The 14,355-nt window shown below is 50.7% G+C and carries 13 protein-coding genes; 9 read left to right on the top strand and 4 right to left on the bottom strand.

The window, feature by feature from the left end:
* Positions 1-64: 64 nt before the first annotated feature.
* The 9 genes from MKY48_RS04460 (at position 65) to folE (ending at position 10,551) form a co-directional block, all read left to right on the top strand.
* Positions 65-2,632 (top strand): hypothetical protein, encoded by a 2,568-nt coding sequence (locus tag MKY48_RS04460; protein ID WP_339292375.1) that lies wholly within the window; start codon positions 65-67, stop codon positions 2,630-2,632.
* A gap of 27 nt (positions 2,633-2,659) precedes the next feature.
* On the top strand, positions 2,660-3,427 hold the full coding sequence (locus tag MKY48_RS04465; RefSeq protein ID WP_339292376.1) for an ABC transporter ATP-binding protein: 768 nt from the start codon (positions 2,660-2,662) through the stop codon (positions 3,425-3,427).
* A 68-nt stretch (positions 3,428-3,495) separates the two neighbouring features.
* Complete coding sequence (locus MKY48_RS04470; protein WP_339292377.1) at positions 3,496-4,773, top strand: ABC transporter permease; 1,278 nt, start codon at positions 3,496-3,498, stop codon at positions 4,771-4,773.
* A 33-nt stretch (positions 4,774-4,806) separates the two neighbouring features.
* Entirely contained in the window at positions 4,807-5,895 is a 1,089-nt protein-coding gene (locus MKY48_RS04475) for an efflux RND transporter periplasmic adaptor subunit (protein ID WP_339292378.1), read from the top strand.
* Positions 5,896-6,340: 445 nt separating this feature from the next.
* Complete coding sequence (locus tag MKY48_RS04480) at positions 6,341-6,763, top strand: GNAT family N-acetyltransferase (RefSeq protein ID WP_076325907.1); 423 nt, start codon at positions 6,341-6,343, stop codon at positions 6,761-6,763.
* Between the two features lie 205 nt (positions 6,764-6,968).
* Entirely contained in the window at positions 6,969-7,571 is a 603-nt protein-coding gene (gene lepB, locus MKY48_RS04485) for a signal peptidase I (RefSeq protein WP_339292379.1), read from the top strand.
* 43 nt (positions 7,572-7,614) lie between these two features.
* On the top strand, positions 7,615-9,462 hold the full coding sequence (gene queG / locus MKY48_RS04490) for a tRNA epoxyqueuosine(34) reductase QueG (protein WP_339292380.1): 1,848 nt from the start codon (positions 7,615-7,617) through the stop codon (positions 9,460-9,462).
* A gap of 136 nt (positions 9,463-9,598) precedes the next feature.
* Entirely contained in the window at positions 9,599-9,835 is a 237-nt protein-coding gene (locus tag MKY48_RS04495) for a YneF family protein (protein WP_098741934.1), read from the top strand.
* A 122-nt stretch (positions 9,836-9,957) separates the two neighbouring features.
* Positions 9,958-10,551 (top strand): GTP cyclohydrolase I FolE, encoded by a 594-nt coding sequence (gene folE, locus MKY48_RS04500; RefSeq protein ID WP_071220880.1) that lies wholly within the window; start codon positions 9,958-9,960, stop codon positions 10,549-10,551.
* Between the two features lie 106 nt (positions 10,552-10,657).
* Here folE and MKY48_RS04505 read toward each other — a convergent pair whose 3' ends face one another.
* The 4 genes from MKY48_RS04505 to MKY48_RS04520 form a co-directional block, all read right to left on the bottom strand.
* Positions 10,658-10,930, bottom strand: a complete 273-nt coding sequence (locus tag MKY48_RS04505; RefSeq protein ID WP_339292381.1) for a hypothetical protein — start codon at positions 10,928-10,930, stop codon at positions 10,658-10,660.
* A gap of 33 nt (positions 10,931-10,963) precedes the next feature.
* Entirely contained in the window at positions 10,964-12,238 is a 1,275-nt protein-coding gene (locus MKY48_RS04510; RefSeq protein WP_339292382.1) for a hypothetical protein, read from the bottom strand.
* Between the two features lie 72 nt (positions 12,239-12,310).
* Positions 12,311-12,589, bottom strand: a complete 279-nt coding sequence (locus MKY48_RS04515) for a hypothetical protein (RefSeq protein ID WP_076325901.1) — start codon at positions 12,587-12,589, stop codon at positions 12,311-12,313.
* 580 nt (positions 12,590-13,169) lie between these two features.
* Entirely contained in the window at positions 13,170-14,348 is a 1,179-nt protein-coding gene (locus MKY48_RS04520) for a Fe-Mn family superoxide dismutase (RefSeq protein WP_339292383.1), read from the bottom strand.
* Between the last annotated feature and the right edge of the window lie 7 nt (positions 14,349-14,355).

A 14,355-nucleotide genomic window follows, 5' to 3' on the forward strand; every position in this document is an offset into this window, starting at 1 on the left:
AATCTATGATCGAAACGTCGATATAGAAGGGATATGTCGAGGTAGAAAGGAGTCGGTACATAACATGAATAGTACAAAGCTCAGAGTGACTGCCATTCTGATGGCTGCCATTCTGGCTGCGGCACCGCAAGTGGAAGCTGCAGCAACTAAGACACAGCCATCGCAAATCACGAAGTCGACTGCACAGAAGGGTGCAGCTTTGGCCTGGAGCGTGCAGCTTGGGAACAACGTCACAGCAAAGCTTGACCATGCCGACGTATGGCAGCAGACCGGCACGAATGTGGCGGTATTTACACTGACTTATAAAAACGGGGGGAAAAGCGCAGCGCGCCTGGTATCTTATTTTCCCAAGGTGGTGCTTCCCGGCGGTTCCGTGACGGCGGCCAATCCCATATCCAAGGATCTGGCCAAGAAGAAGGTAGAGCCCGGGCAAAGCCTGAGTGTAACCTACTATGCGAAGACCGAGAGCAGTTCCTTGTCCGGCATGAAGCTGGTGATGGACGTATGGAATCCGCAAGTCAAAGGCTACCTGCAGCGTGTCGGAACGTACAGAATGCCCGCCAATTATACAGCAGCCGTACCATCTGGTTCGACCTCCAAGCTGAATCTGGGCGGCACTCCGGTTACCGTACAGGCTGAATCACTGGAGATCATCAAGTATGACGGCAAAGTCATCGCCAAAGTCGGGATGTATATGACGAACCATGGTGGAAAGGTATGGAATGATCGGGGGTTCGAACCGTATTTGGCGACGGCAAGCGGCAGTTCGTTCCTTCTGCGTCATGAGGCAGGGGCTGAGGGTGTGCCTGTTCAGCCGAAAGAAAAGAAACTGGTTTATTACATAACAGAAGTTCCCTCTTATCTTAAAACGACCGGTTTGCATTTCCTGTGGACCGAAAACGATGAAACGCTGAAGCTGTCATTGCCAGTCGCATCCTTCAAGCTACCTGCGGCAACAGCTCCAAAGTGGGATGTTGCGGCGGGCGCGGCCAAGAAGTTGACCATCAAGGGGATTCCGGTCGATGCCAGAATCCGCCAAGCTTCGCTGCGTGCCTCAGGGGGGCAGGGCATATGGAATATCGAGATGGCCTTCAAGAATAAAGGAAAAAAATCGGTGGAGGTTCCGGCCTACGAATTTGCGATTAAAGCATCCGAAGGCTCCTTCCATCCTTACACTCCGGATAACAAAGCGGGTTTGACGCTGCGTCCCGGGGAAGAGAAAACGATGGTGATGGAAATAACGCTCCCGCTAGATCTCAAGCAGGACCGATTGAAGCTGCAAATGATCGGGACATCTGGACCAGCCAGCTCATCTAAACCGCCGGCGAGCTCGGGTGAACCGGCCGGTGAGCCGACCACCGAGGTCCAGGAGTCATTGACCCTGCCGATTGCATACTTTGCCATCCCTTATCAAACGGAACGCAAATCATCTATCGGTGTGGAGTACGACGCGCAGACAGCCAAAGGATTTGCGTACACGCTGGAATCCATCCAGCGCCTGCCATGGCAGGATCAGGATCTGATCGTTGCAAAGCTGCGTCTGCGGAATACGCAGGAATCCAAATCGCTGCCGCTGCCTGAGCTTAAAGTGAACGTCACAGCGGACGAAAAAACAAGTCTGGCTGGTTCGGAGGTTATTGCGGAGGAGCAGGGTTCCCTGATTTCCCCGGGGTCATCAACCGAGGTATATGTCATGGCCCGGATCCCGTATACCAAGGATATCCGTTCGCTTCGCTTCGAGCTGTTTACGCAGCAGGATACGGCCAAAACGTCGTTCCTTACCATGACCACGTCCGGCATGACGCAGTCGATCAGCACTTTGGAGAAAGGGAAGCCGTATACCGTTACCGCGATTGGTAAGCGCGCAGAGGCGCAGGAACGGCGGACGGTCATCTATGAAGGTGTGGACTCCGATATTGTCTATTCCGAGTTCTTGCTGACCAGCAATGAACAGCGCCGCGTCCAAGCAGCGGTGCTGAAGGGGTATTTCCAAAGCACGGATGGAAAGATCTATGAAGCGGAAACCATTCAGCCTGAAGCCTCGCTTCAGCCGGGGTCCAAGCAGTCGATTGTCTTTTGGGCCAGAGTGCCGAAGGGGGCTGCAAGCGAACTGGGGCTTGCTCTGGGTACGGCGATGACCGGAGGCAAGCTTGCTGAAACGGGTAAAGATGCTACCGGTGTCATGGGCATGAAAAAATTGATGCTGAATCCGATCAGACCTGCCATAAGCTCCGGACTGACAAACCTCGATTGGTATCCTTACCACGTTTCGGTTACGAAAGCGGTAGGACATCTGCAGGAAGGCAGCTCATCCATTCCGCTGAATATCACGATTGATGTGAAACGCAGCGAGAGCATCATTGCGGCGGACTCTGGCCACAAGCTGATTTTAATCATCAAGGACAACCTCGGGCAGACACAGGAGCGCACGCTCACGCCAGGAACCGATATTCAGGTCCCAGGCACCCGGTCGATGTCGATCGAGCTGTCGGATGAGCAATACAAAAAACTTCGAGGCGGTTGGTTTAACTTGACCCTGGTGGATGAATTCCAGAATGAGCGGATCACGCTGGGCAGTCAAAGCTACAATCTGATATTCACGCCTACAGCAGTTCCTGACGAGGAGAGTTAAATTAAGAACCGGAAAGGAATAGCGAACATGTTGCGTTTGGAAAATGTATCGCACAGCTTTAAGAACGGTAACGAAGTATTAAAGGTGCTCCATAATATCCAGTTCGAAGTCCAGAAGGGGGAGATGATTGCCCTGCTGGGCAGCTCCGGGTCGGGCAAGTCTACGCTGCTCAACTTGATGGCAGGACTGATGAAGCCGACGGAAGGCCATATTTATATTGCCGATCAGGATATTGTCAAGTACGGGGAAAACAAGCTTGCTGTCTTCCGGCGCAAGCATATCGGCTTTATTTTTCAGGCCTATGAACTGATCCCAACGCTCACGATTCGTGAAAACGTGGAGCTTCCCCTGGTCTTTCAATCCGTTTCTCCGTCCAAGCGCCGGAAGAAAGCGATGGAGCTTCTGGAGATGACGGGAATCGGTGATAAGGCTTCACTGTACCCGTCCCAACTGTCAGGCGGACAGCAGCAGCGCGTTAGTATTGCGCGCTCGTTGATTACCGAGCCTTCCGTCATTTTTGCGGACGAGCCGACGGGTAACCTGGACACCAAAACGGAAGAGGAAATTATCCGAATCATGATGGCGCTGAACGAGTCCATGAAAACGACATTTGTCATCGTTACTCACGAGATGGAAGTCGCTGCCCAAATGAAAAAAACGATTATGCTCCGTGACGGTTATCTGGTTCAGCCGGAGGACTATATAACGCCAGCAGCAGGTCAACGGGGGCCAAACGGCCTCTCGTCCCTGCCTGGGGTCCCGGTTCATACGGAGGGGGCAGGTGAGGTCAGCTGATAATTTTAGACAGCATACGGCTGGCATGGGGACAGATTAAACGTCGTAAAGTGGTGACGGCCCTGTGCATGACCGGTATTTCGATTGGATGCGCGGCTATTATCGTAGCGATCAGCATTGGCAACGGTGCCCAAAGTTATCTGGAGACGGAAATTATAGGCGGTATGAAGCTTGACGAAATTACGGTGACTCCACAGGGCTCAGGCGGGCAAGGAGAAAGCAGCGGCCCCGCGGCCGGAGCTGACCGGGGATTGCTGACGGATGATAAAGTTCAGGTGATTCAGGGCTTTGATCATGTCAAATCCGTTATAGCCTCCAAGCAGCTCGGGTATTTTAGAGCCATTTCGTCCGATAACCTGATCAACGACGGCTTCAACGTCGTGGCCGTGGACCTGTCAAAGCTCAAAGAGCAGGGGAACAGGTTCAAGGAAGGTGGCGCGCTTGAACAGATCGGTGCCATGGTGCTCAATTACGGAGCAACAACCGGATGGAAGGATGCAGAGACGAGCGAAAGATTAATGAATATGATCAATAGCGATCCCAACAATCCGAAGATATGGGAAGAATATCAGATGTATGAGAGCACCGTATCGGAAATGAACGGTAAAAATATTCAGCTGGAGCAGATGGACGCTGATAAGAAGCAGCTTAGCCCGGCGCTTTATGTTGGAGGCGTGCTGGACGTGCCTACGGGAAGAGATGCCCAGTTTGCGATCTACGATCGTCAGGCCTATATTTCCTTTGATACGGCGGAATGGCTAACAAACAGTTTGAAACTGCAAAATGGGACAGCTTCCAAACAGCGGGTATACGATAATCTAACCGTCAAAGTTGATGATCTGCAGAATATTAAACCGCTCGAGGATTTGATCTCAAAGCTCGCGCTGAATGCGAGCGACAATCTTGCTATGCGTGATCAGGTCGCTTCCCAATTGGATACATTCAAAGCGATCGCTCTCGGCATCGGCGTATTTATCCTGTTATTGGCCTCGATATCGATCATCGTAGCGATGACGATGTCTACGCATCAGCGCCGTAGACAAATCGGCATCATGAAGGTCCTGGGGGCGAATATGCCGCAAATCCGCAACATGTTCATCGTAGAAGCCAGCCTGCTCGGTTTGCTTGGCGGATTGCTTGGCATCGTATTCGCATTTTTGATCATCAAGGGGCTAAATTCATTCATTATGGCTTCAGCGGGCATGTCAGGGCTGCAAATTGCGGTTACGCTGGAGACGCTGCCCATCGGCATTGCATTCGCTGTGATGACCGGAATCTTCTCAGGGATCTATCCGGCGATCAGTGCAGCTAGAACGAATGCACTTCTGGCCATTAAGCGGGATTAGGATAATGAGTTTCGGAAAGGAAGCTAAATCGGTATGATAAAAAAAATCATAAAATGGACGGTTATCGTTGCCGTGCTGGGCTTGGTGGGATATTGGGGATACGGACAGGTGAAACCGAAAGAACCCGAGATTCCCATGATGGAAGAGCCGCAGGTCATCTCATTTCCCGTAACCGAGGAAACCATCGTCTCGACCGTGCAGGTCAAGGGAACGTCCGAATACGGGCGGGAGACCAATGTGTACGCACCTTTTGAAGCGAAAGTGGAGTCATGGAACGTAGAGAACGGCCAGCAGATCAAGAAAGGCGATGCGCTTTTTAAATTAGAGCAAACGGCCATTCGCCAGCAGCTTCAGCAGAAGGAAGCCGAGCTGCAGAAGCGGAAGCTGGAGAAGGAGCTGAAGGAGTTTACGTTAAATCAGGACCTCGATAGCGCCCCGACTTTAGCAACGGAGGCCGAACGCCTTAAAGTGCTGGCAGATCAGGAAAATGCTCGGCTGAGCAGTCAACTGGACGAGGTTACTAACGATATTGAGCGCCAGACGATGGCCGACTTGAATGACAGGCTGAAGAAAGCTACATACTTATCACCAGCAGCAGGCCTGTTTCTGTTCGACCCGACACAGCAGCGGCCGCAATCGGTGACGGCGAACCAGTATATCGGCAAAATCGTCGACCTGGATTCTCTTCGATTAGTGGCATTTGTCGGGGAAAACGATATATTCAGCATTAAGCCGGACATGGCGGTTGAGGTTAAGATGCCGTCCATCAAGGATCTAAAGCTGAAGGGAAAGGTGCTGGAAGTAGCTAAATTCGCCGAGACGACGGCCCAGGAGAAGCAAACTTCCCAGACACCACAGTTTAAGGTGATCATCTCGCTGCCGAAGGAAGATCGTTTAATCGGCGGCCTGACGCTGAACGGAGACATTGTAACCAAACGGAAGGATAAGGCGGTTGTAGTTCCTAAACTTGCCGTTATGACGGACGGAGGCGCCTCCTATGTCATGGTGGACAAGGGAGGCGGCCAGATTGAACGGCAGGATATCGAGACCGGCTTGCAGACGCTGGATAAAGTCGAGGTTTTGTCAGGGCTGAAAGTGGGCGACACCGTCGTTCTCCAGTAAGTAAATATCATGATCAAAAAACACAGCGTTCCTCAGAGGCACATAGCCGAGAGGACGCTGTTGTTTTTTACTACATGTCTTTATCCTCGGTGGAACTGGAGAAGGTTGGTTATTTTATCGAAGTATAAATCTCAAATAAGAAAGAAAACCACTGGAAATTAATGGGCCTATTTTAACAGTGAGATAATGGTTTAGCAGCAGGAAACAAACCTGGCATTCAACAAAAAAATGGAATTTTATCCAGCTAAAATACTGAAAACGCTTCCTATAAAGCGCTTTCAGAAGAAAACTCGTGAATTTACGAGAAAGATGTGGTTTAATGGACAAGGAAAGAGGATTTTCGGGTTTTTTGTAGTAATATAAATGTCAGGTTTGCGTAAACGGAATACTAGATTTTTGTAAACCGGGTAAACCGCATCATGCTAACGAAAAGGGAGATTTTGAAATGCATGTTCGTTCCTTTCAGTTGAGTGACTGTAACCCCGTAACCGAGCTACTTCAGATTGCTTTATCGGAAGAATGCTACGAAAACACGATGGAGCCCTTCTCCAGGCAGCTAGCTTGGGATTCCGATCTGATTATGGTAGCTGAAGAAAACGGTGAAATCGTTGGTGCCTTAATCGGTACGATCGAACGCAATCATGGTTGTTATTACCGCATTGCCATTCATCCCGACTATCGTAGAAAAGGGATTGGCAAATCTTTGATTTCGGCAATGGAACAGCGTTTTCAATCACGGAAAGTCAGTCGGATTATGGTAGCCGGAGACGAGCACAACGCCGCAGCCATGCCATTTTATGAAGCCATGGGATACGGTGCCAGCCAAATCCTGCGGTCGTTCCAGAAGCTCAGTATCCTTGGTCAATAGTCGTAATGACAAAAGCGGTACATACGAGCGACGCAAACGGCGGCTTTAAGCTTCGACAGAGATAAGAAACGACATTTTTTCGATATGAAGCATATCTTTCAGCCGTTGCAAATGGGTGGGAGATATGCTTTTCTATTAATGTACCTTTTTTTGAAGGTGCCGCCTTCGTTTTCCGGAGGTGAAATCGAAGTAAAGTAGGTGTAGCATGGGACAAGTGATTTCTCCGGATTCAACTGAGCATGGCGTGAACAACGAACCTCAGAATCAACCTGGCAAGAAGAACGGCTGGGCTGCCGAGCTTTGGGATTGGGTAAAGACGATTGCGATTGCATTTGTTATTATGGTGCTTCTAAATATGTTTGTGTTCAACCTGTCTATGGTTAAAGGTGAATCTATGCAGCCGACACTGGTAGCATCGGAGCGGCTATTTATTAATAAAGTGGTATATCGCTTTTCAGCACCGAGCCATGGCGATGTTATTGTACTTAAGGACCCGAGTGATGGCCCGGATAAGAAGGAGTTTCTGGTAAAACGTGTCGTGGGCGTACCTGGAGATACCATTGAGGTAAAGGACCAGAAGCTGTACGTAAACGGGGTTGCAAAGCAGGAAGGATATACCGATGTCCCGATCGAGGATCCTGGCTTTGAGCCTATAGTACTGGAAGAGGGTAGATACTTCGTTATGGGAGATAACCGCCATCTCGGAAAGAGTAAGGACAGCCGCATGTTCGGCAGCGTGAAGGAAAGCGACATCGTAGGCAGAGCCGAATTTATTTTCTGGCCGTTGTCCGAGATCAAAAAGCTGTAGCCTGAAAGACAGAACATCATCCCAGAAAAGGAGGCGCTGGAGAATGACCTACACACTCGGCTCGTACGCTCCTCCGCCTTCGGTATGGGAGGAGCTCAAGCAGGAGCTCAAGGCCGCTGCGCCGGAGCTTGGGATTGATGATATCGGCTTCGCTTCGGCGGAGCCGTTCCAATCCCTAAAGGGAATTTTGCAAAACCATCGGGATATGGGATATGAGTCCGGCTTTGAGGAGTCGGATCTGGATAAGCGGGTTACTCCCGCACTCCCTGGCACGGAGCCGAAGTCCCTGATCGCCATCGCCATAACCTACCACTCCAAGATGGAGAACCCGCCCAAATCGGAGCCAGGTAAATACAGGGGGATTATGGCGCGATCAGCTTGGGGAAGGGATTATCATCAGGTGCTCCGGGAGGCCATGAGCCGTCTCGAGGAATACATTAAAGAACGCGTGCCGGATGCGAAGCTTGAAAGCATGGTGGACACCGGCGCGCTTGTCGACCGGGCGGTTTCGCAGCGAGCCGGGATTGGCTTTAGCGCCAAGAACTGCTCCATCATCTCCCCGAAATTCGGTTCCTGGATATTCCTTGGCGAAATGGTAACGAACATCCCGTTTCCTCCGGATACGCCGGTAACTGAGGATTGCGGGGAGTGCACCAAATGCATCGATGCTTGCCCAACCGGCGCCCTTGTCGGTCCCGGGCAGCTGAATGCTCAGCGCTGCGTTTCTTTTCTGACCCAGACCAAAGGGTTTCTGGACGAAGAGGCCATGCGCAAGATCGGCAACCGGCTGTATGGATGCGATACCTGTCAAATTGTTTGTCCGAAGAACCGGGGCAAGAACTGGACTCATCAAGAGGACTTCAAGCCCGATCCTGAAAAAGCCAAGCCTCTGCTCCTGCCCATCCTGGATATGAGTAACCGGGAATTCAAGGAGGCATTCGGAGATACGTCGGCCGCATGGCGCGGCCGAAAGCCGATTCAGCGCAATGCTGTCATCGCGCTTGGCAACTTTAAAGATATTTCAGCCGTACCGAAGCTGAGCGAAGTACTGCTGAAAGACCCGCGCCCGGAGCTGCGGGGAACCGCTGCATGGGCTCTGGGCCGTATTGGAGGCGAAGAAGCGTTGAACAACTTAGAGAAAAGCATGAAATCAGAAGGGGACTCCCAAGTACGAGATATGCTGCAGCAAGCCTTGAATAAACTGAATGAACCAAGTGAGGAAGAAGCGTCTGCCGTAGCTGGGGCTGCGGCTGATGCTTCCTCCGCTAGCACTCCTGTTGCAGGTTCCTCTAATGGGGACAAGCCGGGACAGGAAAGTCCTGTTATTCAGGGAGTCGAGCCGATGGCCGTCCCTGAGGGAGGACCGGAAATGCTGTATTACGATGAACTTCAATCTCCGATTGGACCGCTGACGGTCTGCGCAACGGAGAAGGGATTATGTCTTATTGAATTTGGCAGCTTCTATGTGAAAGAAGCGGTCATCCAGCAGTGGTCACGGACCTGGGCCGGTAACGGCGGCTATCAGCGTGACGAGGCAAGATTAGCTCCTGCGATCACACAGTTGAAGCAGTATTTTGCAGGGGAGCTAAAGGCGTTCGACGTACAGCTGGACATGCGCGGCACCTCATTCCAATTGCAGGTATGGGAAGCGCTGAAGTCCATTCCTTATGGAACGGTTTGTTCCTATAAGGATGTAGCCGAATCCATCGGGCGTCCTAAAGCAGTTCGTGCCGTAGGTGGGGCGAACAACAAGAACCCCGTTCCGATCATCGTGCCGTGCCACCGGGTGGTAGGAGCCGATGGAGCCTTGATCGGCTATGCCGGCGGTCCGGAAATCAAACGCACCTTGTTAACGATAGAAGGAGCCATGCCGGACCGGAAAGGGTCGTAGTTGATCAAGGCGTATCATCAGTCCTGTCTGCTGCCATGTATCTGTTATTTTCATTTGCTGTGATGAAAAGGACATGCTATGATAGGTTCGTGTATGCGCCATTAAATGGCAGATATTAGTAAAAGGTGGTCAAGTGATGGATATTGTCATTCCGATTATTACATTGATCGTGGGTCTGGTCGGCGGATTTTTCATCGGCGTATTCTATTTGCGAAAGCAATTGGAAAAGATGCAGAACGATCCGCAAATGCTGCAGAAGATGGCAAAACAAATGGGGTATAACATGAATAGCAAGCAGATGCAGCGTGCACAGCAAATGATGAAAAATCAGCCTGTTCCGGGTAAAGGGCAAGGCCGTAAACGCAAATCATAATGCAAGAAAGCCCACTCCCGTCTGAATGGATGACGGAGGGGCATTTCTATTTAAAAGGCCGCTAACAGCGGCTATAAGTTAACCGTTTGCTTTTTATATGGAACGAAAAAGGGGGATGTACTGTGGCAGGTGTAAAGGATTATGTAAACAATAAAGTCGGCGATAACCGAGAGCAGATCGAGTATCATGTAGAGCAAATATTGAAACTGATCGGTGAAGATCCCCAGCGTGAGGGACTCCTTGAGACACCGGCCCGTGTGACGCGGATGTATGAGGAGATCTTTGCCGGATACGAAGTGGATCCCAAGGATGTTCTCGGGGTTACCTTTGACGAGAATCATGAGGAATTGGTTATCGTGAAGGATATCGTATATTACAGCCAGTGCGAGCACCATATGGCGCCGTTCTTTGGTAAAGTCCATATCGGTTATGTCCCTAGCGGCAAAATCGCCGGTTTAAGCAAGCTGGCACGTCTGGTAGAGGCGGTTACCCGCCGTCTTCAGGTGCAGGAGCGCATTACCTCGCAAATCGCGGATATTATGGTGGAGGCGCTGCAGCCAAACGGCGTGATGGTGGTAGTGGAAGGCGAGCATCTGTGCATGTGCGCGCGCGGTGTGAAGAAGCCGGGCAGCAAGACGGTCACGTCAGCTGTACGCGGTACCTTCCAGAGTGATTCTGCACAGCGTTCGGAATTTCTGTCTTTGATTAAAGACTAATCATGATCCAGACAAATGAAAAAGGCTTCGCCCACGGAGGCGAAGCCTTTTTTTGTGCTTAATAATGAATGTGAACTCACAATAATCGATGTTGGGCAAGGGTTCCTCAAGAAGCGCCATCCACTTGTTTCATATATTGCACATACTGGATGAGTGCATGTTTTTGCTCCTCGATATCCCGGATGCGGCGGGACATCTCCATAAAGAAGGTTTCAATCTGGTCGCGCAGCACATTGGCGGATTGTCCCTTCCAATCCTGCAGACGGGCGTACATGACCCTTGCCTCCTGTTCGTCGGCTCGAACGGCTGCCAGCAGTCCTGACAGCTCGCGTTCGGCTTGAAGCAAATCATCAAGCTCCAGCAGAATCTCTCGACTCATCTCCATCCCTCCCGGTAGTTTTCGTATCGATGTTTATCCGCTGTTGTCGGTCCGTTCAAATAAATTCGCTTTGAATTTAATATATTGAACGATGTCGGTGGTATGCTGCAGATGCCATTGACTCATCGACATGATGGATGTATCCAGCTGCTGGACAATCGGCTGTAGACGCCTGCTGTGGCTGGAGAACATGTATTTGGAGAGGCGCTGCCGGATTCCCTGTAGTTCGGCATCACTTTGATGGGCGTGCGCTCTCCATTTCTCGGCTACGCTTCGCAGCTCGGCAGGGGTCACCTGAATGGTTCCAGCTGAGCCTCCTGCGGAGCCGGCTATGGCTGCCAGCGAGCCGCCCAACCCTAAGCCCAGATTGCTCAGCGGCCCGCCAAGGCCAAACAAGAGATCGCTATGGGCAGGGATTCTGGGCGAATCAACGACTTTGCCGGTAGCACCGTCATACAGGGGATTAGAAATGTAGCCATTCTCGAATCGATAGCGGTCAAGCTGATGATAATTGGGGCCGCCCAGTGTATTATCAATTTTTTCCTTTATGCTAAGCCCGTCATTGGCGTCTTTATAACTGGAGTCTATGTAATAGGTGGAACCGACGTGGCCATCGAAGCCGCCGAGCGCACCGCTGGCAATAATGTCGCCAGGATGGGCGAAATTAGTGATTTGAGAGTCGAATTCCCCGTTCTCTGCCTTTCTTCTGGCTTCAGGGGAGAGGCTTCCGATGACCGACGGAGCACTGAAGGTGACAGCCGACATGCCCGTATAGGCGGCAGCATATTGCGCATTGGCTCCCCCCAAGGAGTGACCCGTAAGGGTGAAATCAACGTCCTTGTATTTCTCCTTCATTTCCAGCGCATAATCCTCGGCTTGATACAATTGGTTGGTTCCCCATATATCCGTTTTTTTATCGATCTGTCTCGATTGTTCACCGAACCAATCCGTGACATCGTTAATCCCCGTGACTTCTTTGACTTTGTCCACATGGTCCGCCCAAGGTGGCCGAAATTCCGGGATTTTTCTTTTGATCTCTTCAATGCCAATATCCGCATCAGCCAAATAATCGGGGAGAGCATGGGATAAATCTTTGCCTGCCTCGGTGCCCCGGTATGCGATAACGGCCTGGTTCGTTTCCTTGTTGTAGAAAGTTACCGCATCAAAACCTGATATGCTGTTGCTCTTATAGTCCTCAAGGACCTCCCATCCAGGCAAGTCCTCAACGGTATCTTCTTTTTTCAGATCGAGATAAGCCGCTTCTGACATCAATCGGTATGTCTCGTCATCCACTTGCGGTGAACTCAAATATACTCCCTCCTTAACATGAATCAGCAGGATCAGAACATGTAGTTACAGCCAAAAGGCAGCCACAACCCATCACTCGCCCTTAATCGCTTTTCTGAGCTCCGGGTTCATCACGAAGTTGGATGTCTCGCCTGTGTTGAAATCAACGGATATTTTAAAGGTTTGTTCAGGATGATCTACGACAAACCCTTCGAGGTTGACCTTGTCCGCTACGATCGAAGGCATCATCTCTTCCTTGGTAATTTCTACATCCAAGTTGTATTTCTCTTTAAAATGCTGAACGGCTGTGGTTTTAGCCTTCGTTATGACTTCGTCCGAGCTGTCGTCTGTAGTGGCTTGGTTATTGTTCACGGGCTGGCATCCTCCAACAATTAAAATGATAAGCACAAAAGCAAAAATGAAAACACGTGATTTGAACCTACTGTTCACACTGACCCATCCCTTCAGTGGTGATGTTCTGCTCTTACCGGCACGCTGAATCTTGCAGTCTTAGTATGGATCGCATAATTTCTCTTCGTATCGCCTTAGGCCATACAGAGACTGCTTATCAAGCTTACTGTCATATCATAATCCAGCATATGGGAGCGTTCAACCGAATAAATAACCAGATATATGGTAAAAAAGACCTAACAATAGGGTCGGGTTACTCCCTAGCTTGAATAATCAAGTCCAATTCTGGACTCATGACCAAGTGCCCGGTTTCAAGAGTCTTGTGGTTTACGGATATATTGAAAGTCTGATCGGGATGCCCTATGACATATCCTTCAACATCAATTTCATCGGCTCCCGATCCCTTTATCCAATGTGCTCCAGTGTACAGAGAGTCACTGAATAATGATAAGCCCTCCTTAAACTCCATAATGAAGTAAGGAGGGCTATAGACATAATACCCAATATTAACCAATGTGAAGCAGCCCAGCTAGGTCTTGAATTAAAAAGGCTTCCATTTCAGCATGCTGGCATGCTTGAAGCGCTCCGCAACCTCCGGCCAGTAGACCACGTTCCACCAATCGTTGATGTAATCCTTGCGTTTATTTTGATGTTTAAGGTAATAGGAATGCTCCCATACATCCAGAGCGAGGAGAGGGACGACATCCCACTGGGAGAGATTCTGATGTTTCTCGGCCTGCAAAATTTCAAGTCGATGGCTGCGCGGACTCCATACGAGGATTGCCCAGCCGCCGCCTTCCACTTTGTCTGCAGCTTCGCTAAAGTGCTTTTTAAAGCGGTCGAAACTTCCAAAATCCTTCTTGATCTGTTGGGCTAGCTCCCCGCCAGGCTCGCCACCGCCCCGCGGGTTCATAATGTTCCAGAAGATCGTGTGCAGATAGTGGCCGGCACCATGAAAAGCCAGCTCGCGTTCCCAATGCTTCACCAGCTCGAAATCACCGCTTTTTCGGGCCTCCTCCAATTTCTTCTCCGCCTTGTTCAGACCGTCGACATAACTTTGGTGATGGATGTCGTGATGAATCCGCATGGTTTTCTCGTCAATATGAGGCTCCAGCGCATTATAAGCGTAAGGCAGTGGAGGAAGGCGGTGCCCGCCAATCGGAACAGCCTTGCCGCCGCTGTCTCCCATGCCTTGAATGGATAGCTCGGCCTCGGGAGGAGACGGCGGAGGAGACGTGGCCTCGTGTAGCGTCATCGACTGCATCGGCATATCCACATCCATGAATCTTTCCAGCGCTCCGGCGGAGTTGAGCGTCTCCAGCGTGTTCAGGAAGTATTCGGACTCCCGAATCACATGGTGCAGGACCGTGGCGGCGAGCGGAACTTTCTGAACAGCCTCACTATTCTCCTTCAATCCGTGGAGCTGGCGGATGAACTCTCTGGATTGCTCGCAGGAAGCACGCAACAGCTGCTCGACCTGGGCCAGCACTTGAGGTGAAGGAGGTGCGTCATAACGAAGAATGTGGCGCAGAAGTTCGTCTGCCGCTTTTTCCGTGTCAGCGAACACCACGGCCCATTGATCCAGCATCTTGACATAGACCGGCTCCAGATCCGGAACAATAGCTTTGATGAGCCCGGTATGCTTCCTTTCCTGATGTTTCCAATAGCGAATCTCTTCGAGTAATCGTATCGGGAGCTTCGCTCCGTAAATAAATAACATGTCCGTT

The sequence above is a fragment of the Paenibacillus sp. FSL W8-0187 genome (assembly GCF_037969755.1).
GTDB lineage: Bacteria > Bacillota > Bacilli > Paenibacillales > Paenibacillaceae > Paenibacillus_AQ.